Source organism: Kitasatospora sp. NPDC022785 (genome assembly GCF_055561295.1).
Map to the genome: position 1 here is coordinate 230,290 of NZ_JBVHHB010000008.1, position 22,353 is coordinate 252,642.

Below are 22,353 nucleotides of genomic sequence, written 5' to 3' on the forward strand. Positions count from 1 at the left end.
CTCCAGGCCGTGAGGGGGTAGCCGGGGTGATCATCGTATGCACGCGGCCTCGCAGGATTAAGGGTGTCCGGCCACCAGCTTCGCCACCAGCGCCGGGAGCGCGGTGGAGATCGGCTCGCGGATCACCTCGTCGGCGACCTCGTCGAACGGCGTGGGCTCGCCGTTCATGACGACCAGCCGGGCCCCGGACTCCCGGGCGATCTGCGGGAGCGCCGCCACCGGGTAGACCTGGAGGCTGGTGCCGACGGCGACGAAGAGGTCGCAGGCCTTGGCGATGGCGTCGGCCTGCTGGAGCACCACCGGGTCGAGGCTCTCGCCGAACATCACCGTGCGCGGCTTGAGCACACCGCCGCACTCCCGGCAGGGCGGGTCCGGCTCGCCGGCCGCCACCCTCTCCAGGACCCCCTCCATCGCGCCGGCCGCCCGGCAGTCCACGCACTGCACCTCCCGGGCGGTGCCGTGCAGTTCGAGCACCTTGCGGGCGGGCAGGCCGGCCCGCTGGTGCAGGCCGTCGACGTTCTGGGTGAGCACCCGCACCGGCAGGCCGCTGCGCTCCAGCCCGACCAGCGCCCGGTGGCCGGCGTTGGGCTCGGCGGCGAGCGCGCCCGCGTCCCGGCGCATCAGCCAGGCCCGGCGGCGGACCTCCGGATCGGCCAGGTACGGGCCGATGGTGACCAGCTCCTGGGCCTTCGGGTCACGCTGCCAGAGGCCGTTCGGGCCCCGGTAGTCGGGGATGCCCGAGTCGGTGGAGATACCGGCACCGGTCAGCACGGCGATCAGAGGGCGCTTGGCGTTCATGCCCCGGACGGTACGGGCCGGCGCTCCCCGGCCGCCACCGAAAATCCGGTGCGCCGCCTCGACCCCCGCCGTACACCGAGACTCCCGCCGTACACCGAGACTCCCGCCGTACACGATCCGGTCACCGCGACCGGACACCGAGGGCGCCCGCGGCACGGCCCCGCCGGCGCCCGGCCCGCGCGGCCCCCGGCCGTTCCGGCGACGGCCGGACCTCGGGCTGCGCCGACGCGGTCCGGGGGGCGCCCCACCCCCGTGGGAGCGGCCACCCCGGCCCGTCAGGCAACGGCCGGCTGCCGCGCCCCGCCGAAGCCGGCCAGCGGGGCCAGCGCCGCCAGGTAGAGCGCGGCGGCCACCGGGATCATCGCCAGGTCGGCCGCCGTCATCGCGGTACCGACCAGCATCAGCACCGGGCTCCACCAGCGCAGCGTGCGCGCCCGGCCCACCGAGGCCGCGACCAGCAGCGCCAGCAGGCCGACGTAGAACAGCAGCGGGCCCACCGAGTAGAAGGCCGGCAGCACCCCGGGCCGGCTCTGGATGCTGTCGAACAGCCGGTGCTGGTCCGCCTTGTCGACGGCCACCGCCCCGACGTACAGGTCGACGGCGATCTGCACCACCGAGGCCGCCAGGCCCGCGAAGGCCGCCCCCGTGGCTGCGCCGGCGGCGAGCCGGCCCGCCGTGGTGCGCGGTGCGAGCAGCCGGCGCAGGGCGGCGAGCACCGGGCCGAACAGCAGCAGCCCCACCAGCATCAGGCTGTGGCCGACCAGCCAGCCGGGGCCCGGATCCCGGGAGCCGTCCAGCAGCCGGATGCCGCCGTAGAGCGCCATCAGGGCGGGCCCGCCGACGACGGCGTACGGGGTGAGGCGGTCGGGCTTGGTGGTGGTCATGGGGGCTCCCCGGTCTGCGAGTTCGTTTCCGACACCCCAGATGCTGTCCGCCGGACCTCTCGTCGCGGATCGCCCGCACCGGCGAACCCGCCGCCTCCCCCGCGCGGGGGAGTCCCCGCAGGGCTCCCCCGCAGAGGGCCCCTGGCGGCCCCTGAAGAGCCCGGACGGGCCCCGCAGGAGTCCCCGGGGGCCCGGGTGTCAGCCCTCCCCCGCGACGACCGCCCCCGCCTCGTACGCGAACACCACCGCGTGCACCCGGTCCCGCAGTCCCAGCTTGCTCAGCACATTGCTGACGTGGGTCTTCACCGTGTGCTCGCTCACCACCAGCTCGGCCGCGATCTCCGCGTTGGAGAGCCCGCGCGCCAGCAGCCGCAACGTCTCCTGCTCGCGCACGGTCAGCTGCTCCAGCAGCCGGGACGGCGCCCGCACGCCCTGCGCGGACTGCGTCGCCCCGCCCGGCCGGCGGGCGGCGAACTCCCCGATCAGCCGCTTCGTCACCGACGGCGCCAGCAGCGCCTCGCCGGAGGCCACCATCCGCACCCCGTGCGCCAGGTCGTCCCGCCGGACGTCCTTCAGCAGGAACCCGCTGGCCCCCGCGTACAGCGCGTCGAAGACGTAGTCGTCGACGTCGAACGTGGTCAGCATGATCACCTTGGTGGCCGGGTACTCCGCGCAGACCCGGCGGGCCGCCTCCAGGCCGTCCATCACCGGCATCCGGACGTCCAGCAGCAGCACGTCCGGGCCGTGCTCGCGCACCGCCGCGATCGCCTCCACGCCGTCGCAGGCCTCCGCGACCACCTCGATGTCCGGCTGCGCGTCCAGGATCATCCCGAACCCGGCCCGCACCAGCTCCTGGTCGTCCGCGACGACCACCCGTATCGGCGTCATCCGCCCACCCTCTCCGCCAGGCCCGCTGCACCCAACGGCAGCCGGGCGCTCACCAGGAAACCCCTGCCCTCCGGCCCGGGCCCGGCCTCGGCACGCCCGCCGCAGGCCGCCGCCCGCTCCCGGATGCCGACCAGCCCCCGTCCGCCGGACCAGTCGCTCACCGTACGGTCGGCCCGCGGCCGCACCCCGTGCCCGTCGTCGGACACCACGACCTCCAGCTCCTCCCCCGCCCGGACCACCCGGACCGAGGCCGCGGCGGCACCGGAGTGCTTCACCGTGTTGGTCAGCGCCTCCTGGACGATCCGGTAGGCGGCCGCCTCCACGTCGGCCGGCAGCGGCCGGTCGGACCCGCCCAGCTCCAGCTCCACCCGCAGGCCGGCCCCGCGCACCCGCTCGGCCAGCGCGGCCAGCTCGGCAAGGCGCGGCTGCGGCGCCAGCTCCGGCGCCGCACCCTCCTCCTTCAGCACGCCGAGCACCCGCCGCAGCTGCACCATCGCGTCACGTCCCGAGTCGGCGATGGTGTCGAACGCCTTGATCGCCCGCTCCGGACTGCTGTGCACCACCAGCGGCCCCGCCTCCGCCTGGATCACCATCAGCGAGACGGCGTGCGCCAGGATGTCGTGCATCTCCCGGGCTATCCGGGCCCGCTCCTCCGCCACCGCCCGCGCCGCGTCACTGGCCGCCCGCTGCCCGGCCTCCCGCGCCCGCTCCGCCTCCACCAGCGCGAGCCGGCGCAGCTCGCGCACCAGCGAGCCGAAGACGAAGGTGCCGACGGTCAGCAGCAGGCTGAAGAACGCCCCGTTCACCGAGTGGGTGCCCAGGATGTTGGAGACGACCAGGACCACCAGCAGCAGCCCGCGCTGCCAGTCCCGGGCCCGGTCCGCCACCGTGTAGATGGTGAGCACCGCGTACACCGGGATCTGCGGCATCACCGAATGGGCGACCACCGACACCGGGACGGACGCCAGCCCGCTGAGCGCGGCCACCAGCAGCGGCGCCCGCCGGCGCCACGGCAGCGGCAGGGCCGTGCCGAGTGTCATCAGGTAGATCCACCAGGGCCAGGCGACGTCGTCGTTGTAGACCGACCAGACCGACACCCCGAGGGAGAGCAGTGCCAGCGGCACGTCCAGCACGTACGGGTTCACCCCGGCCATCCGGCTCCGCCAGCGCGCGATCAGCCCCATCACCGCTCCTCCCCCGGGTGCGGGGAGGCCGTCCCCGCGGAGACGATCATGCCTCACCGGGAGGACCACCGGCACGCGGCGCTCAGCCATGGGCGACCGTCACGCCCCCGGTCTCCGTCCGCGCCAGGATGCTGTGCTGCGCCCCCGGCTGCCGGGGCACCTCCACGTCGACCCCGCCGGTGCCCGCGCTCGCGTCCACCGCGTAGGCCTCTCCGGCCGGCACCTTCACGCGCACCCCGCCGGTCCCCGCCCGCGCCTCCACCTTGGCCGGCGCCCCGGCGAAGGACGCCTCGATGCCGCCCGTCCCGGTCCGCAGCAGCGCCGTCGGCGAGGTCAGCCCGCTCGCCTCCACCCCGCCGGTGTCGACCGTGGCCTCCACCTCGCCCGCCAGCCCGGCCAGCTTCACCCCGCCGGTCTCGGCGGTCACCCGCACCTTGGTCCCGGCCGGAACGTCCACCTCGTAGCCGATCCCGCACTCCTCGCAGTCGTACGTCAGCGTCAGCGTGCCGTCCTTCAGCTCGTGACTGCTCCGCGGTGCCTCGCCGTGGTAGCTCTGGTGCTCGGACACCTTCACCGCGTCCCCGCCACCGCGCACGGTGACCCCGCCGGTGTGCCCGGCGATCACCAGCTCCCGCACCGGCCCGGACACCCCGTAGGCGACGTCCCGGCGCTGCTCGTCGTCCCCGGCGAAGCACCCCGACATCCCGAGCAGCACCGCCCCGGTGATCGCCGCCGCCCCCAGCACCCGCTTCATTTCCGGCTCCCCTCCGACGTTGTTCCTCCGACGCCGAAGAGCCTGCCCCACCACCCCCGGGCTCCGCCTCGCCCACCCGGGCGGTTTCCCGGCCTCCCCCGCACGGGGGAGCCGGGGAGCACGACGATCCGGGGAACGCGAGGACCCCGGGAACGCCGAAAGGCCCGGAGGCTGAATGCCTTCGGGCCCTTCGATTTGTAGCGGGGACAGGATTTGAACCTGCGACCTCTGGGTTATGAGCCCAGCGAGCTACCGAGCTGCTCCACCCCGCGTCGGTAAACACGACTCTACGCGACCTCGCCCGGGAAACCTAATCGGCTTCGCTTCGCCCCGGATCCACGGCGGCGCCGGCCCGGAAACGCCGCCGGGCGGCCACCCCGTGAGGGGTGACCGCCCGGCGGTTGGTGACCGTGAACTCAGCCCGTGTACGGGCCGTAGTCGTAGTCGTCCAGCGGAACGGCCTGGCCGGAGCCGGCGCCGAAGGGCGACAGGTCGTAGTCGTCGTAGCCGACGGCCGAGTACATGGCGGCCTTGGCCTCCTCGGTCGGCTCGACCCGGATGTTGCGGTAGCGGGGCAGACCCGTACCGGCCGGGATGAGCTTACCGAGGATGACGTTCTCCTTGAGGCCCAGCAGCGGGTCCGACTTGGCGTGGATCGCCGCGTCGGTGAGGACCCGGGTCGTCTCCTGGAAGGAGGCGGCCGACAGCCAGGACTCGGTGGCCAGCGAGGCCTTGGTGATACCCATCAGCTGCGGACGGCCGGAGGCGGGGTGACCGCCCTCGGAGACCACACGACGGTTCTCCTGCTCGAAGCGGCCGCGCTCGACGAGCTCGCCCGGGAGCAGCTCGGCGTCGCCCGACTCGATGATCGTCACGCGGCGGAGCATCTGCCGGATGATGATCTCGATGTGCTTGTCGTGGATCGACACACCCTGCGAGTTGTAGACCTTCTGGACCTCGGCGACCAGGTGGATCTGGACGGCACGCTGGCCCATGATCCGCAGCACGTCGTGCGGGTTGGTGGCACCCATGGTCAGCTTCTGGCCGACCTCGACCGCCTCGCCCTCGCTGACGAGCAGCTTCACACGCTTCGAGACCGGGTAGGCGATCTCGTCGGTGCCGTCGTCCGGCGTGACGACCAGCTTGCGGGTCTTCTCGGTGTCCTCGATGCGGACCCGGCCCTGCGCCTCCGAGATCGGGGCCACACCCTTGGGGGTACGGGCCTCGAAGAGCTCGACGACACGCGGCAGACCCTGGGTGATGTCGTCACCGGCCACACCACCGGTGTGGAAGGTACGCATGGTCAGCTGGGTACCGGGCTCACCGATGGACTGGGCGGCGATGATGCCGACCGCCTCACCGATGTCGACCAGCTTGCCGGTGGCCAGCGAGCGCCCGTAACACATGGCGCAGGTGCCGACGGCCGACTCACAGGTCAGGATCGAGCGGGTCTTGACCTCGCCGATGCCGTGGCGGATCAGCTCGTCGATCAGCACGTCACCGAGGTCGGTGTTGGCGGTGGCAAGGAGCTTGCCGTCCACCGTGATGTCCTCGGCGAGCATGCGGGCGTAGACGCTGGTCTCGACGTCGTCCGTCTTGCGCAGGACGCCGTTCTCGACCGTGCCGATCGCCAGCTTGAGGCCGCGCTCGGTGCCGCAGTCCTCCTCGCGGATGATGACGTCCTGCGAGACGTCGACCAGACGACGGGTGAGGTAGCCCGAGTCGGCGGTACGCAGGGCGGTGTCGGCCAGACCCTTACGGGCACCGTGGGTCGAGATGAAGTACTCGAGAACGGTGAGGCCCTCACGGAACGACGCCTTGATGGGACGGGGAATCGTCTCGTTCTTGGCGTTGGACACCAGACCACGCATACCGGCGATCTGGCGCATCTGCATCATGTTTCCACGAGCACCCGAGTCGACCATCATGAAGATGGGGTTCGTCTTCGGGAAGTTCGCGTTCATGGCCTCGGCGACCTCGTTGGTCGCCTGGGTCCAGATGCCGATGAGCTCCTGCTTGCGCTCGTCGTTGGTGATCAGGCCGCGCTCGTACTGACGCTGGACCTTCTCCGCCTTCGCCTCGTAGCCCTCGAGGATCTGGGGCTTGGTCGGCGGGACGACGACGTCGGAGATCGAGACGGTGACACCCGAGCGGGTGGCCCAGTGGAAGCCGGCCGCCTTCAGGTTGTCCAGGGTCGCCGCGACGACGACCTTCGGGTAGCGCTCCGCCAGGTCGTTGACGATCGCGGAGAGCTGCTTCTTGCCCACCTCGTAGTCGACGAACGGGTAGTCCTCGGGCAGCAGCTCGTTGAAGAGCGCGCGGCCCAGGGTGGTCTTCAGGCGGAAGGACTCGCCCTCGAACCAGCTCGACTGACCGTCCTCGTCGACCGGCGGGGTCCAGCCACGGGGCGGGACGGTGCCGATCGGCAGGCGGACGTCGATGACCGCCTGGACGTCCAGCTCCTTGGCGTCGAACGCCATGACGGCCTCGGCGGTGGAGGAGAAGGAACGGCCACCGCCCTTCACCTCCTCGCGGTCCGAGGTGAGGAAGAACAGACCGAGCACCATGTCCTGGGTCGGCATGGTGACGGGGCGACCGTCGGCCGGCTTCAGGATGTTGTTCGAGGACAGCATCAGGATGCGGGCCTCGGCCTGCGCCTCCGCGGAGAGCGGCAGGTGGACGGCCATCTGGTCACCGTCGAAGTCCGCGTTGAACGCGGTGCAGACGAGCGGGTGGATCTGGATGGCCTTGCCCTCGACCAGCTGCGGCTCGAAGGCCTGGATGCCGAGGCGGTGCAGGGTGGGTGCACGGTTCAGCAGCACCGGGTGCTCGGCGATGACCTCTTCGAGGACGTCCCACACGACCGGGCGCGCGCGCTCGACCATGCGCTTGGCCGACTTGATGTTCTGCGCGTGGTTCAGGTCGACCAGGCGCTTCATCACGAACGGCTTGAAGAGCTCCAGCGCCATGGCCTTCGGCAGACCACACTGGTGCAGCTTGAGCTGCGGGCCGACGACGATGACCGAACGGGCCGAGTAGTCGACTCGCTTGCCGAGCAGGTTCTGACGGAAACGACCCTGCTTGCCCTTCAGCATGTCGCTGAGGGACTTCAGCGGACGGTTGCCGGGGCCCGTGACCGGGCGGCCGCGACGACCGTTGTCGAACAGGGCGTCGACGGCCTCCTGGAGCATGCGCTTCTCGTTGTTCACGATGATCTCGGGGGCACCGAGGTCGAGAAGCCGCTTCAGGCGGTTGTTGCGGTTGATGACGCGGCGGTACAGGTCGTTCAGGTCGGAGGTCGCGAAGCGGCCACCGTCCAGCTGCACCATCGGACGCAGGTCCGGCGGGATGACCGGGACGCAGTCCAGGACCATGCCGTTGGGCTTGTTGGTGGTCTGCAGGAACGCGGAGACGACCTTGAGGCGCTTCAGCGCGCGGGTCTTCTTCTGGCCCTTGCCGGTGCGGATGATCTCGCGCAGGCGCTCGGACTCCTCCGCCAGGTCGAAGGTCTCGAGGCGGTCCTTGAGGGCCGCCGCGCCCATCGAGCCGGAGAAGTAGGTGCCGAAGCGGTCGCGCAGCTCGCGGTAGAGCAGCTCGTCGCCCTCGAGGTCCTGGACCTTGAGGTTCTTGAAGCGGGCCCACACCTCGTCGAGACGGTCGAGCTCGCGCTGCGCACGGTCGCGCAGCTGCTTCATCTCGCGCTCGGCACCCTCGCGCACCTTGCGGCGCACGTCGGCCTTGGCGCCCTCGGCCTCCAGCTCGGCCAGGTCGGTCTCGGCCTTCTTGGCACGGGCCTCGAGGTCGGAGTCGCGGCGGTTCTCGATCTGCTGGCGCTCGACCGAGACGTGCGCCTCCAGGGACGGGAGGTCGCGCTGGCGGCGCTCGTCGTCGACCCAGGTGATCATGTAGGCGGCGAAGTAGATGACCTTCTCGAGGTCCTTCGGCGCCAGGTCGAGCAGGTAGCCCAGGCGGGACGGGACACCCTTGAAGTACCAGATGTGGGTGACCGGGGCGGCCAGCTCGATGTGGCCCATCCGCTCACGGCGCACCTTGGCGCGGGTCACCTCGACGCCGCAGCGCTCACAGATGATGCCCTTGAAGCGGACGCGCTTGTACTTGCCGCAGTAGCACTCCCAGTCCCGGGTCGGACCGAAGATCTTCTCGCAGAAGAGTCCGTCCTTTTCGGGCTTCAGGGTGCGGTAGTTGATGGTCTCCGGCTTCTTGACCTCGCCGTGCGACCACTGGCGGATGTCGTCGGCGGTGGCCAGGCCGATGCGGAGCTCGTCGAAGAAGTTGACGTCAAGCACTGGTCGTCAAGCCCTCTTTCGTAAGTCGAGAGTCGTTCGTGTGGTCTGAGGGGGGCCTGGGGGCGGGCCGGCTCTCAGTGGTTGAGAGCCGGCCCGGCCTCCGTCAGACCTCTTCGACGCTGCTCGGCTCGCGCCGGGACAGGTCGATGCCGAGCTCCTCGGCGGCGCGGAACACGTCCTCGTCGGAGTCCCGCATCTCGATGGACTGGCCGTCCGAGGACAGCACCTCCACGTTGAGGCAGAGCGACTGCATTTCCTTGATGAGGACCTTGAAGGACTCGGGAATGCCGGGCTCGGGGATGTTCTCGCCCTTGACGATGGCCTCGTAGACCTTCACGCGGCCGAGAACGTCGTCGGACTTGATGGTGAGCAGCTCCTGCAGCGCGTAGGCCGCGCCGTACGCCTCAAGGGCCCACACCTCCATCTCACCGAAGCGCTGACCACCGAACTGCGCCTTACCACCGAGCGGCTGCTGGGTGATCATCGAGTACGGGCCGGTCGAACGGGCGTGCAGCTTGTCGTCGACCAGGTGGTGCAGCTTGAGGATGTACATGTAGCCGACCGAGACCGGCATCGGGAACGGCTCGCCGGAGCGGCCGTCGAACAGCCGGGCCTTGCCGGTGGAGTTCACCAGGCGCTCACCGTCACGGGTGAGGGTGGTGTTGTCCAGCAGGCCGGTGATCTCGTCCTCGCGGGCGCCGTCGAAGACCGGGGTGGCGAGGTTGGTGCCGCCCTGGACGGTGTCGGCGCCGATCGCCTGCAGGCGCTGGGCCCACTCGTCGGCGAGGCCGGAGACGTCCCAGCCCTGCTTGGCGAGCCACCCGAGGTGAATCTCCAGGACCTGCCCGGGGTTCATTCGGGACGGGACGCCCAGCGGGTTGAGGATGATGTCGACCGGGGTGCCGTCCTCCAGGAACGGCATGTCCTCGACCGGCAGGATCTTGGAGATGACACCCTTGTTGCCGTGACGGCCGGCGAGCTTGTCACCATTGGTGATCTTGCGCTTCTGGGCCACGTAGACGCGGACCAGCTGGTTGACGCCCGGGGGCAGCTCGTCGCCCTCTTCGCGGTCGAAGACGCGGACGCCGATGACCTTGCCGGACTCACCGTGCGGCACCTTCAGCGAGGTGTCGCGGACCTCACGGGCCTTCTCGCCGAAGATCGCGCGGAGCAGGCGCTCCTCCGGGGTCAGCTCGGTCTCACCCTTGGGCGTGACCTTGCCGACCAGGATGTCGCCGGTGACGACGTCGGCACCGATGCGGATGATGCCGCGCTCGTCGAGGTCGGCGAGGACCTCCTCGGAGACGTTCGGGATGTCCCGGGTGATCTCCTCGGGGCCGAGCTTGGTGTCACGGGCGTCGACCTCGTGCTCCTCGATGTGGATCGAGGAGAGGACGTCGTCCTGGACGAGGCGCTGCGACAGGATGATCGCGTCCTCGTAGTTGTGACCCTCCCACGACATGAACGCCACGAGCAGGTTCTTGCCGAGGGCCATCTCGCCCTCGTCGGTGCAGGGACCGTCGGCCAGGACCTGGCCGGCCTCGACCCGGGCGCCCTCGTCCACGAGCACCTTCTGGTTGAAGGCGGTGCCCTGGTTGGAGCGGGTGAACTTGGCGGCGCGGTACGTGGTGTACGTGCCGTCGTCGTTGGCCACGGTGACGTAGTCGGCCGAGACCTCCTGGACGACACCGGCCTTCTCGGCGGTGATGACGTCCGCGGCGTCGACGGCGCAGCGGTACTCCATGCCGGTACCGACCAGCGGAGCCTCGCTCTTCAGCAGCGGCACCGCCTGGCGCATCATGTTCGAGCCCATGAGCGCGCGGTTGGCGTCGTCGTGCTCGAGGAACGGGATCATGGCGGTCGCGACCGACACCATCTGGCGCGGCGAGACGTCCATGTAGTCGATCTCGGTGCCGGGGATGTAGTCGATCTCGCCACCGCGGCGGCGGACCAGGACACGCGGCTCCGCGAAGGTCAGCTCCGCCGTCAGCGGGGCGTTGGCCTGCGCGATGACGTAGCGGTCCTCCTCGTCGGCCGTGAGGTAGTCGACCTGCTCGGTGACGACACCCTCGATGACCTTGCGGTACGGGGTCTCGATGAAGCCGAAGGCGTTGACCCGGCCGTACGAGGCCAGCGACCCGATCAGACCGATGTTCGGGCCTTCGGGGGTCTCGATCGGACACATGCGGCCGTAGTGCGAGGGGTGCACGTCACGGACCTCGAAGCCGGCGCGCTCACGGGAGAGACCGCCGGGGCCGAGCGCGGACAGACGACGCTTGTGGGTCAGGCCCGACAGCGGGTTCGTCTGGTCCATGAACTGCGACAGCTGGCTGGTGCCGAAGAACTCCTTGATGGAGGCGACGACCGGCCGGATGTTGATCAGGGTCTGCGGCGTGATCGCCTCGACGTCCTGGGTGGTCATGCGCTCGCGCACGACGCGCTCCATACGAGCCAGACCCGTGCGGACCTGGTTCTGGATGAGCTCGCCGACGTTGCGCAGACGACGGTTGCCGAAGTGGTCGATGTCGTCGACCTCGACCACGATGTCGCGGCCCTCGTCGTCACGCCACTCGGTCTCGCCCGCGTGCAGCTTCACCAGGTACTTGATCGCACCGATGATGTCGGGCTCGGTGAGCACGCCGGAGTCCAGCGACTCGGCGTTGCCCAGCTTGCGGTTGACCTTGTAACGGCCGACCTTCGCGAGGTCATAGCGCTTCGGGTTGAAGTAGAGGTTCTCCAACAGCGTCTGCGCGGCCTCACGCGTGGGCGGCTCGCCCGGGCGCAGCTTGCGGTAGATGTCCAGCAGCGCGTCGTCCTGGCCCTGGGTGTGGTCCTTCTCCAGGGTGGCGCGCATCGACTCGTACTCGCCGAACTCCTCGAGAATCATCTCGTTGGTCCAGCCGAGCGCCTTGAGCAGCACGGTGACGGACTGCTTGCGCTTGCGGTCGATGCGGACGCCGACCATGTCGCGCTTGTCGATCTCCATCTCCAGCCAGGCACCACGCGAGGGGATGACCTTGCAGGAGTAGATGTCCTTGTCGGACACCTTGTCCAGGGTGGAGTCGAAGTACACACCCGGGGAGCGGACCAGCTGCGAGACGACGACACGCTCGGTGCCGTTGATCACGAACGTGCCCTTGTGGGTCATGAGCGGGAAATCGCCCATGAAGACCGTCTGAGACTTGATCTCACCGGTCTCGTTGTTGGTGAACTCGGCCGTGACGAAGAGCGGAGCCGCGAACGTGAAGTCGCGGTCCTTGCACTCGTCAATGGAGTTCTTCGGCGGCTCGAAACGGTGGTCGCGGAAGGTCAGCGACATCGACCCGCTGAAGTCCTCGATCGGGGAGATCTCTTCGAAGATCTCCTCCAGACCGGACTTCGTGGGGACGTCCTGACCACTCTCCAGGGCCGCCTCGACCCGGGACTTCCAGGCCGCGTTGCCGAGCAGCCAGTCAAAGCTCTCGGTCTGCAGGGCCAGGAGGTTCGGGACCTCGAGGGGCTCCTTGATCTTCGCGAACGAGACGCGGAGCGGGGCGGTGGATGCGGCGGAATTGTTCGAGGCGTTGCGCGGCGCGGCCAAGAGGGGGGTCCTTCCGAGGGCTCGGAGCTCACTACGCGCGTACCGGCCGGGCCTGGAAAGGCTTGGTCCCACCTCCTCGCCACTGGCCTCTGCCGGGGGTGAAACCCGAGGTCAGAGCCGTTTTGCGGAGGCGGTGCCAGACCCCTTCAGGGCAACGCAAACTCCGGGCGACGAGTCACGGAGCAGCTAACAGGCAGCGCAAAGGGACAGTGTAGCCAAACGGCACACTGCTGTCCAGCTCTGATTCGGAAACCGAATCGGAGACTCCTCCCGGTAGCCGGCGGACGCGAACGCCCACCGGGTACTGCACTGGCCCGGACACTCCCGGGCCTCCACGACTCACGTGGAGTCACTTCCCGCCGGAGACGCTGGTTATGCATCCAGCAACAAACCAACCGGGCGGACTCGCGCCTTGAGAATCGCGCGCCGCGCCTGGTTCGTCAAGGGCCCGCCTCCGGCGCGGACCTCGACCCGTCTATCGCTGCGAACCCGCCCGGCGTTACAGAAGCCGTGGTGAGAGCCACTCTCGATGACAGCGATCACCATACCCGTCCGCACCGACACTGCCGAGTGCGCTCTCGGCCACACCGGTGGATCCCCGCCGCCGTACCCGCCCCGGGCCGGGTACGCGAAAAGGCCGGGCCGACCACCCGCAAGGGTGATCGGCCCGGCCTCAGGCAGCCTCAGCCCCCTGAGGGGCGTGGAGGCACCTCCCGGCCGTCATGGCCGGGGAGGAGTCACTTGACGGTGACCTTGGCGCCAGCGGCCTCGAGGGCAGCCTTGGCCTTCTCGGCAACGTCCTTGGCAACCTTCTCCAGGACCTTGGCACCAGCGGTGTCAACGAGGTCCTTGGCCTCCTTCAGGCCGAGGGAGGTCAGGGTGCGCACCTCCTTGATGACCTGGATCTTCTTGTCGCCGGCACCGTCGAGGATGACGTCGAACTCGTCCTGCTCCTCAGCGGCCTCGGCGGCCGGGCCGGCAACGCCGGCGGCGGCAACGGCAACCGGGGCGGCCGCGGTGACGTCGAACTTCTCCTCGAAGGCCTTCACGAAGGCAGCGAGCTCGATGAGGGTGAGCTCCTCGAACTGCGCGAGCAGCTCGTCCTGGGTCAGCTTCGCCATGATTGGCGTCCTTCCACTAATTCGGCAGGTGGTGCCGTATGTACGGGTTGGCGGGCGTACGGGCCCGCAGCGAGGCGTGAGCCTGCCGAATTACTCGGCGGCCTCGTCCTCGGCGGCGGGAGCCGGCGTACCGGCACCGCCCTGCTCGACCTTGTCGCGCAGCGCGTCCACAGTGCGGACGAGCTTCGACGGCAGGGCCTGGAAGAGCGCAGCAGCCTGGGACTGCTTGGCCTTCAGGGCGCCGGCCAGCTTGGCGAGCAGCACCTCGCGGGACTCGAGGTCCGCGAGCTTCTTGATGTCATCGGCGGACAGCGCCTTGCCGTCAAGGACACCGCCCTTGATGACGAGAGCGGGGTTCTCCTTGGCGAAGTCACGCAGAGCCTTCGCCGACTCCACCGGGTCACCGGTGACGAAGGCGACAGCCGTCGGACCGTTGAACTGGTCGTCGAGCTCCGTGATCCCGGCCTCGTTGGCAGCGATCTTGGTCAGCGTGTTCTTCACCACGGCGTACTGGGCGTTGTCACCCAGCGAGCGACGCAGGGTCTTGACCTGCTTCACCGTCAGACCGCGGTACTCGGTCAGTACGGCCGCGTTCGAGGCGCGGAACTTGTCCGCGATCTCGGCGACGGCAGCAGCCTTGTCGGGCCTAGCCATAGGCTTACGCCTCCTTCCGTGATGTCGAAGTCCGGCCGACCGCAAAAGTCGACCATTCTCGCCTCGGACCGACCGGACGGAAGGAAAGCTCCTGCAGAAAAGCAGATGAGCCCCGGTGCGCAGGCGCACGGGGCTCAGTACGACCTCGACAGGTCCACGTGCGAACACGCGGGACCCGGAAGTCCAAGCTCCAAACAATCCTGCGCGGGCTGCCTGCGCTGAAAGCGCAGATCCTTCGGTCGCCCACTCCCTTGCGGAAGCACGGCGACAACCAGCGGTCTTTGGCTTCGGCAACAGTAGCCGGACCCCGCCGTCCGGGGCAAATCGCCCAGGACCACCGCCCGCGGACGGGACGGACGGGCCGGACGGGACTGGTCGGCGGGCCGGCTCAGCGGGCCAGCGGAGAGACGTTGCGGGTGCCCGCGTCGACGGTGTCCGCCTCGGCCGGGGCCTGGGCCGAGAGGGCGCCGGCGAACTCGGAGTAGAGCACCGAGTCGTCGGCCCGGCCGCTCTCCCCGGTGCCGGTGCGCTGGAGCTTCACCAGCTGGTCCTTGTCGTTCAGCCAGAGGTCCAGGGTCAGCGAGGCCGATCCACCGGGGGCGAGTGCGGCGCGCAGGCCGTCCCGACGGGCCTGGCTCAGCTGGGTCTGCGCGGCCGCGTACCGCTCGGCGTTGGTGGTGACCCGGTAGTGCTCGACCGTCGAGTCCTCGGCCTTCTCCTCGCCGACGTACTGCGCCGCCACCCCGTCCGCGGTCGCGGCGGCCAGCGCCTCGACCGGGTTGAGCAGGTCGATCAGCCCTGCGTACGGGATCTCGCGGTGGCCGTCCGGGCCCGGCGCGCCGCTGAACCGCTCCCAGTGCCGGCCGCCGAGCCGGGCCGCGGTGGCGGCGTCACCGCCCTGGTAGGCCACGGTGTCCACGACGATCAGCTGCTCGGCCTCGGCCGGGGTGGAACGTCTGACCTGGAGGGCGGTCTTCGGCAGCCAGAACAGCGGGCCGGAGCCGGCGTCCGGCCCGAGCCGGTAGCTGACCTTGGCCCGGCGCGCGGTCTGCATGGCCAGCTGGGCGGAGAGCAGGACGCCGTGCGGCGACCGGTCGGTCGGCTTGGCCGGGCCGGTCGGGGAGGCGCTGGTCGGCGTCGGCGTCCCGGAGGGCGTCGGCGGCGTGCCGCCGTTCCCGCCGCACGCCGTCAGCCCGCCCGCCAGCAGCGCGGCGGCCACCGCCGCCGCCAGCCGCTGCCGCACCGCCATGGCCCGCTCCCCTTCCGTCCCTGTTGCGCCTGTTCCGAGCCACCTTGCCACCAACTGCCCGGCCGGCCGGTGGCGCCCCCCTGGCCCGGCCCGGTGAACCCGGCGCGCTCCGCGACGCGCCCCGGGGTCGGAGCCGGGACCGGGGCCGGGACCGGGACCGGAGGGAGAGCCCCCTGGGCTCAGCCGCCGAAGAGCCTGGAGAAGTCGGAGCTCTTGCCGACGTCGGCGAAGGCCGGCGCCTCGATCTTGGGCGCGGCACCCAGGCCCGAGTACTTGACCGTGACGGCCTGCTGCTCGCCGTTCTTGTTGCCGTAGCCCTTGAGCTGGACGAGCTCCTGGGCGCCGTTGATCCAGAAGTCGACGGTCATCGTGTTGCCGCCCGCGGCGAGGGTCTGCTGGACGGCGGTGCGCTGGTCGTTGCCGAGCGCGCTCATCGCCTCGGTCAGCTTGGCGACGTCCTCGACCGCGCGGTAGTGCGTGGTGTCGACCCCGCCGACGGCCTCGGCCCCGACCTTGGTCGGCTTGCCGACCTGGGCCGCCACCGTGAGCTGGAGCACCGGGTTGCTCAGCTGGGTCACGGTCAGGAACATCCCGGCCATCGGGCCCACGCCCGGGTCCTGGGGGGTGACCTTGGCCCAGTGCTTGCCACCCAGGGCGGCCGTCACGTCGGCGCCGCCACCGAGGAAGATGTCGTCGCCGACCACCCGCGTCTTGGTGGACGCCTTGCCCTTGCCGGCCACGTCGACATCGGTTCTCTTGCTCCACTGGGCCGTACCGGCCATGGAGTTGTCGGGCAGGGCCAGCTCGACATTGCCGTTGGCGGCCTTCTGCATCACCACGGCCGAGGCGGCCAGCGCGGCCTTCGGGTCGAGGCCGGAGGACTTGCCGGCGGCCGGGCCCTCCGCGGACTTGGTGTCCGTGTTGCCGTCACCGCCGCAGGCCGTCAGTCCTCCGACCAGGACGGCGGCTGTGACGACGACGGAAGCGAGGCGCAGAGCACGCATGAAGAAACCCCCAATGAGGCCCGATTGTCAGGTAATACGCAGCGGACTCTAACGGATCGTCAAAGTCCGCCTGACAACGGCCACCCCCCGAACGGCTCAGCCCGTCGCGGCAGGGCTCTCCGCAACCGGCCCGAGGTCGGAGAGGTCGGTCGTGGTGACCACCTTGGCGGTGCCGCCCTGGACGGTGGCGCGGAGCCGGAGCAGCCGGTCACCGGGGGCGACCCAGAAGTCGTAGCCGATCGCCGTGACCCCGCGCTGCCGGTAGTAGGCGAGCAGGACCGCGAGCCGGTCGGCGGAGAGCCCCTGGTCGGCGCCGAAGAAGTCGGCCACCGCCGCGGAGCCCTGGTAGTGCGCCACCGTGGTGCCGGCCAGCTGCTCGCCGCCGAGCGAGGTGAGCTTCCCGGCCAGGGCCATCGAATGCGCCGGGCCGCCGGGGTTGGCGATCAGCCCGCTCAGCCAGCCGCCCGCGTACGCCGCGCCCGGCGCCCGCGGATCCAGCGACTCGGCGTCGGCCCGCTCGGCCCGCTTCGCAGGCGCCCCGTCGTACGCGAGGTCGAGCGCGCCGTCCCGGGCCTCGAGCCGGGCGGTGCCCAGCTCGTCGGTGACGGCCAGCTCGACCGCGTCCCGGGCGCCCCAGGAGACGGCCCCGGAGGCGGTGCGCCGCCCGGCCGGACCCTCCTCGGTGACCTGCACGCGCGTGCCACCGGAGTCGTCCAGGTTCTGCGCGGCCGAGAGCAGCACCTGCTTGGGCGGCCGGACGGTCGCGGGCGCGCCGGCGGGCGTGCGGTCCCCCGAGACGGCCAGCAGGCTGCAGGCGGTGAGACAGCCGGCGAGCAGCAGCAGGGCCGCCCCCCAGACGGCGGGGCGAAGGGCGGGCGGCACGGCACACTCCGACGGTCACACGGTAATTCACATGATCTGACCGGCTGAGCGTACGACGAGCCGCACCACACGTCCTCCCCGGCCCGGTCTCGATCCGGACACGACGACCGCTCGGAGGACGACCGCCCCGGGAGCACGGCCCGGGCCGGACACGACGACGGGCCCGCACCCCCGGTGAAGGGGGTACGGGCCCGTCGTACGGACTACTGCTGCGCCCAGGACGCGGCTACCGGTGTGAGCTCGGGGCTCAGACGGCGGCCGGGTCCTCCTCGACCAGGAGGTTGCGGGTGCGGTTCGGGTCGACCAGGATGCCGGGGCCGATCGTGGTGGAGATCGCGGTCTTCTTGATGTAGCGACCCTTGGCGGCGGACGGCTTGGCGCGGAGCACCTCGTCCAGCGCGGCGGCGTAGTTCTCGACCAGCTGCTCGTCGGTGAAGGAGGCCTTACCGATGATGAAGTGCAGGTTCGAGTGCTTGTCGACGCGGAACTCGATCTTGCCGCCCTTGATGTCGTTGACAGCCTTGGCGACATCGGGGGTGACGGTGCCGGTCTTCGGGTTCGGCATCAGGCCACGGGGACCGAGCACGCGGCCGAGGCGGCCGACCTTGCCCATGAGGTCCGGGGTGGCGACGACGGCGTCGAAGTCCAGCTTGCCCTTGGCGACCTCGTCGATGAGCTCGTCGGCACCGACGATGTCGGCGCCCGCAGCACGCGCGGCCTCGGCACGCTCGCCGGTCGCGAAGACCAGGACCCGAGCGGTCTTACCGGTGCCGTGCGGGAGGATCACGGTGCTGCGGACCATCTGGTCGGCCTTGCGCGGGTCAACGCCCAGACGCATGGCGACCTCGACGGTGCCGTCGAACTTGCTGGTGCTGGTCGCCTTGGCGAGGCGGATGGCCTCGAGGGGGGCGTAAAGGCGGTCGCGGTCGACCTGAGCGTCCGCGGCCTTCAGAGCCTTGCTGCGCTTCACTGCTGCTCCTGAGTGGGGAATGGAGTCGTGGTATGTACGGGCCGCGCAGGCCCTACCACATGGATGAGAAGGGTGATCAGCCCTCGACCGTGATGCCCATCGACCGGGCGGTGCCGGCGATGATCTTGGACGCGGCGTCCAGGTCGTTGGCGTTCAGGTCGGGGAGCTTGACCGTGGCGATCTCGCGGACCTGGGCGGCCGTGAGCTTGGCGACCTTGGTCTTGTGCGGCTCGGCGGAGCCCTTCTCCACGCCCGCGGCCTTCAGGATGAGGCGCGCGGCCGGCGGCGTCTTCGTGATGAAGGTGAAGGAACGGTCGTCGTAGACCGTGATCTCCACCGGCACGATCATGCCGCGCTGCGACTCGGTCGCAGCGTTGTAGGCCTTGCAGAACTCCATGATGTTGACGCCGTGCTGGCCCAGCGCGGGGCCGACCGGCGGCGCCGGGTTGGCCGCACCGGCGTTGATCTGGAGCTTGATAAGCCCCGTGACCTTCTTCTTCTTGGGAGGCATTTCTCTCCGGGTCCTTCCGAGAGGTGATTGCTGGTGCATGCCGGACCGGGGCGACACCCGGCCGCCAGCACACACATCGGACCAGGCTAACGCGGATGCGCCGCTGGACCAAAACGACTTCGGGGCGGGGCCGCAGCCCCGCCCCGAAGCCGAAGCTCAGTGCTAGTTCTTCTGGATCTGGTCGAAGGAGAGCTCGACCGGGGTCTCCCGGCCGAAGATCTCGACCAGGCCCTTGACCTTCTTCGAGTCCGGGTTGATCTCGTTGATGGTCGCCTGCAGGGTGGCGAAGGGGCCGTCGGTGACGGTGACGGAGTCGCCGACCTCGAAGTCGAGCACCTGGATCTCGCTCGGCTTGACCGGCGAGGGCTTGCCGGCCTCCTTGGCCGCCTGGCGCTCGACGTCGGGGGCGAGCATCTTGACGACCTCGTCCAGGGTCAGCGGGTACGGGTCGTAGGCGTTGCCGACGAAGCCGGTGACACCGGGGGTGTTGCGCACGACGCCCCAGGACTCCGGGGTGAGGTCCATGCGCACCAGGACGTAGCCGGGGAGCTTGTTCTGGCGGATGGTCTTGCGGTCGCCGTTCTTGATCTGGACGACCTCCTCCTGCGGCACCTCGGCCTGGAAGATGTACTCCTCGACGTTGAGCGAGACCGCGCGCTGCTCCAGGTTCTGCTTCACCCGGTTCTCGTAGCCCGCGTAGGTGTGGATCACGTACCACTCGCCGGGCATGAAGCGCAGGTCCTCGCGGAACTTGGCGACCGGGTCGACCTCGGCCTCGACGACGGCCTCGGCCTCGTCGGCAGCCTCGTCGGCCTCGTCGGCAGCCTCGTCGGCCTCGTCGGCGGCCTCCTCGGACTCCTCGGCGGCGAGCTCCTCGTCGGCCTCCACGTGCAGCGCGGCCTCCTCGGCCGGCTCGCCGGCCTCGGCCTCGTCGTACGCCTCGGCCTCGTCCTCGTCGCTGTCCGCGGCGTCCACGATCTGCTCGGCGGACTCGGCTTCGTCAGCCAGCTCGGCCGCGTCCAGCTCGGCGGCGACATCCGCCTCGCGGACGGTCTCGTCGGCGTCGTACAGGGGGGACTCAGACACGGTGGCTGCTTCTTTCCTGGAGATGGTGAAGGTGGCGCGCTCCGGGACCGCTCCGGCGCCGCTACCGCTCACGCGGGCGCCAGGAGATGCCTCGGAGACTTCAACAGTACCGAGTCAACGGTAGCGGCCTCGTACGTCCGGCGCCGACAGCTCGACCCGGACCGAAGAATCGGCCCGGGTCGGAAAGCTGTTTCAAAGGTGGGGCGGCTCGGTCAGCCGAAGACCCAGAGGCTGAGCTTCGAGAACCCGTAGTCGAGGGCTGCGACGAAAGCCATCACGACCACGACGAACACGACCACGACGGTGGTGTAGTTGACCAGCTCGCTGCGGGTGGGCCAGACGACCTTGCGCAGCTCGGCGATGATCTGGCGGTAGAACAGGGCCAGGCGGGCGAAGACGCCCTTCTTGGCCCGCTTGCCGGACTTCTTGTCGCCCGAGCGGCCTCGCTTGCGGTCGCGGCGCGACTCGCCGGCCGGCGTGGTCTCGTCAGCGCCGTCGGCACCCTCGGGGTTGCCGCTCTCAGGCGTTGCGGTGGAGCCCGTGGTCTCCGTCACTCGTCCTCACCTGAATCCGGGTCCTGCCGAGCATCACCTGCGTACCCGATCGGGCACGAGCGGCCGGCTAAAGCGGTGCTGTTCGGTGCCCTCTCCGCATCAAGCCCGTTCGCTCTGTGGAGCGAACGGGCTGAATACGGATCAAGCAGCAGGGCAAGAGGGACTTGAACCCCCAACCGCCGGTTTTGGAGACCGGTGCTCTACCAATTGAGCTATTGCCCTACGGCGCCTTGCGGCTCCTGTAGCGACAACCAACCTACCGCATCTCCCCCCGCTGTATGCACAGGCGGTGGAAGTCTTGGCTTCTCGGTGGCCGTCGAGCAGTGAGTGTACGTGGTTGAGGGGGGTTTGGTCGAACCTCTTCTGCGACCCCCTGTGCCGACCCGCCGCCATGCATGGCAATCGGACGAGCCCGTACATGTGACTCCTCCACCCCGCGGACGGGACGGCTTCTCACTCGGCTCCGCAGAGCGTCGTGACGGCCAAGCCCTGACCGCTGTCCTTGGACAGGTCGCCGATGCTACTACGGTGCTCCGAGATCAAAGAGACATATGGTGAAACCCCCGTGCCCGGTCCGTCCCGGTTCTGCGACCATGCAGGCATGAGCGCTTCCACCCCGCAGCCCGACAGTTCCGTCCGCCCCGCCGACCGGAGGGTCTCCGCCCGGATCGGCGCGATCGCCGAGTCCGCGACCCTCGCCGTGGACGCCAAGGCCAAGGCCCTCAAGGCGGCCGGCCGTCCGGTGATCGGCTTCGGCGCCGGCGAGCCGGACTTCCCCACCCCGGACTACATCGTCGAGGCGGCCGTCGAGGCCTGCCGTGACCCGAAGAACCACCGGTACACCCCGGCCGGCGGCCTGCCCGAGCTGAAGGCCGCGATCGCCGCCAAGACGCTGCGCGACTCCGGCTACGCGGTGGACGCCTCCCAGGTCCTGGTGACCAACGGCGGCAAGCAGGCGATCTACGAGGCCTTCGCCGCGATCCTCGACCCGGGCGACGAGGTCATCGTCCCGGCCCCGTACTGGACCACCTACCCGGAGTCGATCCAGCTGGCCGGCGGCGTCCCGGTCGAGGTTGTCTCCGACGAGACCACCGGCTACAAGGTCTCGGTCGAGCAGCTGGAGGCCGCCCGCACCGAGAACACCAAGGTGGTCCTCTTCGTCTCGCCGTCCAACCCGACCGGCGCGGTGTACACCGAGGCCGAGGCCCGGGCCATCGGCGAGTGGGCGCTGGAGCACGGCCTCTGGGTGCTGACCGACGAGATCTACGAGCACCTGGTCTACGGCGACGCGACGTTCACCTCGCTGCCGGCCCTGCTGCCCGAGCTGGCCGACAAGACCATCGTCGTCAACGGCGTGGCCAAGACCTACGCGATGACCGGCTGGCGGGTGGGCTGGGTGATCGGCCCCAAGGACGTCGTCAAGGCCGCGACCAACCTGCAGTCGCACGCCACCTCCAACGTCTCCAACGTCGCGCAGCGCGCCGCGATCGCCGCCGTCAGCGGTGACCTCGCCGCCGTGCACGAGATGCGCACCGCCTTCGACCGGCGCCGCAGGACCATCGTGAAGATGCTCAACGAGATCGAGGGCGTCGTCTGCCCCGAGCCCGAGGGCGCGTTCTACGTCTACCCGTCCGTCAAGGGCCTGCTGGGCAAGGAGATCCGGGGCAAGCGCCCGCAGACCTCCGGCGAGCTGGCCGCGCTGATCCTGGACGAGGCCGAGGTCGCGGTCGTCCCCGGCGAGGCCTTCGGCACCCCGGGCTACCTGCGCCTGTCGTACGCGCTGGGCGACACCGACCTGGTCGAGGGCGTCGGCCGGATGCAGAAGCTGCTCGGCGAGGCGACCGCCTGACGGCACCCGCCCGACGCGACCGCCCCCTTCACCCCTTCGGGGGACACGAAGGGGGCGGTTCCCGTATCCGGGCCCGAT

The 22,353-nt window shown here is 70.2% G+C and carries 17 protein-coding genes and 2 tRNA genes; 1 reads left to right on the forward strand and 18 read right to left on the reverse strand.

The features are described from left to right. Nucleotides 1-57 precede the first annotated feature (57 nt). The 18 genes from ACZ3YO_RS16015 to ACZ3YO_RS16100 all read right to left on the reverse strand — a co-directional run bounded on the left by ACZ3YO_RS16015 (nt 58) and on the right by ACZ3YO_RS16100 (nt 20,648). A complete protein-coding gene (locus tag ACZ3YO_RS16015; protein WP_465569517.1) occupies nt 58-798 on the reverse strand; it encodes an SIR2 family NAD-dependent protein deacylase in 741 nt (246 codons plus the stop codon). A gap of 275 nt (nt 799-1,073) precedes the next feature. Next, entirely contained in the window at nt 1,074-1,682 is a 609-nt protein-coding gene (locus ACZ3YO_RS16020) for a hypothetical protein (RefSeq protein ID WP_465569519.1), read from the reverse strand. A 198-nt stretch (nt 1,683-1,880) separates the two neighbouring features. Then, entirely contained in the window at nt 1,881-2,570 is a 690-nt protein-coding gene (locus ACZ3YO_RS16025) for a response regulator (RefSeq protein ID WP_465569521.1), read from the reverse strand. After that, nucleotides 2,567-3,754, reverse strand: coding sequence for a sensor histidine kinase (locus ACZ3YO_RS16030; protein WP_465569523.1), 1,188 nt, complete (start codon nt 3,752-3,754; stop codon nt 2,567-2,569). The genes ACZ3YO_RS16025 and ACZ3YO_RS16030 overlap by 4 nt, the downstream gene beginning before the upstream one ends. 82 nt (nt 3,755-3,836) lie before the next feature. After that, entirely contained in the window at nt 3,837-4,508 is a 672-nt protein-coding gene (locus ACZ3YO_RS16035; RefSeq protein WP_465569525.1) for a DUF4097 family beta strand repeat-containing protein, read from the reverse strand. Between the two features lie 198 nt (nt 4,509-4,706). Further along, nucleotides 4,707-4,780: transfer RNA gene (locus ACZ3YO_RS16040), tRNA-Met, on the reverse strand. A 144-nt stretch (nt 4,781-4,924) separates the two neighbouring features. Then, on the reverse strand, nt 4,925-8,815 hold the full coding sequence (locus ACZ3YO_RS16045) for a DNA-directed RNA polymerase subunit beta' (protein WP_396321490.1): 3,891 nt from the start codon (nt 8,813-8,815) through the stop codon (nt 4,925-4,927). Between the two features lie 103 nt (nt 8,816-8,918). Continuing rightward, nucleotides 8,919-12,395: a DNA-directed RNA polymerase subunit beta gene (rpoB, locus tag ACZ3YO_RS16050; protein WP_396321491.1), complete on the reverse strand. Its 3,477-nt coding sequence runs from the start codon at nt 12,393-12,395 to the stop codon at nt 8,919-8,921. A 737-nt stretch (nt 12,396-13,132) separates the two neighbouring features. Beyond that, nucleotides 13,133-13,516: a 50S ribosomal protein L7/L12 gene (gene rplL, locus ACZ3YO_RS16055; RefSeq protein ID WP_380608299.1), complete on the reverse strand. Its 384-nt coding sequence runs from the start codon at nt 13,514-13,516 to the stop codon at nt 13,133-13,135. 90 nt (nt 13,517-13,606) lie between these two features. Next, complete coding sequence (gene rplJ / locus ACZ3YO_RS16060) at nt 13,607-14,170, reverse strand: 50S ribosomal protein L10 (RefSeq protein WP_148644361.1); 564 nt, start codon at nt 14,168-14,170, stop codon at nt 13,607-13,609. 388 nt (nt 14,171-14,558) lie between these two features. Next, a complete protein-coding gene (locus ACZ3YO_RS16065) occupies nt 14,559-15,419 on the reverse strand; it encodes an SCO4651 family lipoprotein (RefSeq protein ID WP_465569528.1) in 861 nt (286 codons plus the stop codon). A 179-nt stretch (nt 15,420-15,598) separates the two neighbouring features. Beyond that, complete coding sequence (locus tag ACZ3YO_RS16070; RefSeq protein WP_465569530.1) at nt 15,599-16,423, reverse strand: SCO4651 family lipoprotein; 825 nt, start codon at nt 16,421-16,423, stop codon at nt 15,599-15,601. A 96-nt stretch (nt 16,424-16,519) separates the two neighbouring features. Continuing rightward, a complete protein-coding gene (locus ACZ3YO_RS16075; RefSeq protein WP_465569532.1) occupies nt 16,520-17,305 on the reverse strand; it encodes a hypothetical protein in 786 nt (261 codons plus the stop codon). 247 nt (nt 17,306-17,552) lie between these two features. Next, a complete protein-coding gene (gene rplA / locus ACZ3YO_RS16080) occupies nt 17,553-18,275 on the reverse strand; it encodes a 50S ribosomal protein L1 (protein ID WP_396321495.1) in 723 nt (240 codons plus the stop codon). Nucleotides 18,276-18,351: 76 nt separating this feature from the next. Then, entirely contained in the window at nt 18,352-18,786 is a 435-nt protein-coding gene (gene rplK / locus ACZ3YO_RS16085; protein WP_376155943.1) for a 50S ribosomal protein L11, read from the reverse strand. 162 nt (nt 18,787-18,948) lie between these two features. Further along, nucleotides 18,949-19,872 (reverse strand): transcription termination/antitermination protein NusG, encoded by a 924-nt coding sequence (gene nusG / locus ACZ3YO_RS16090; RefSeq protein ID WP_465569535.1) that lies wholly within the window; start codon nt 19,870-19,872, stop codon nt 18,949-18,951. A 212-nt stretch (nt 19,873-20,084) separates the two neighbouring features. After that, a complete protein-coding gene (secE, locus tag ACZ3YO_RS16095) occupies nt 20,085-20,426 on the reverse strand; it encodes a preprotein translocase subunit SecE (protein WP_465548948.1) in 342 nt (113 codons plus the stop codon). Nucleotides 20,427-20,575: 149 nt separating this feature from the next. Next, a tRNA-Trp gene (locus ACZ3YO_RS16100) sits at nt 20,576-20,648 on the reverse strand. A gap of 379 nt (nt 20,649-21,027) precedes the next feature. On the opposite strand from ACZ3YO_RS16100, the gene ACZ3YO_RS16105 reads away from it, so the two are divergent. After that, complete coding sequence (locus ACZ3YO_RS16105) at nt 21,028-22,275, forward strand: pyridoxal phosphate-dependent aminotransferase (protein WP_465569537.1); 1,248 nt, start codon at nt 21,028-21,030, stop codon at nt 22,273-22,275. The last annotated feature ends 78 nt before the right edge of the window (nt 22,276-22,353 follow it).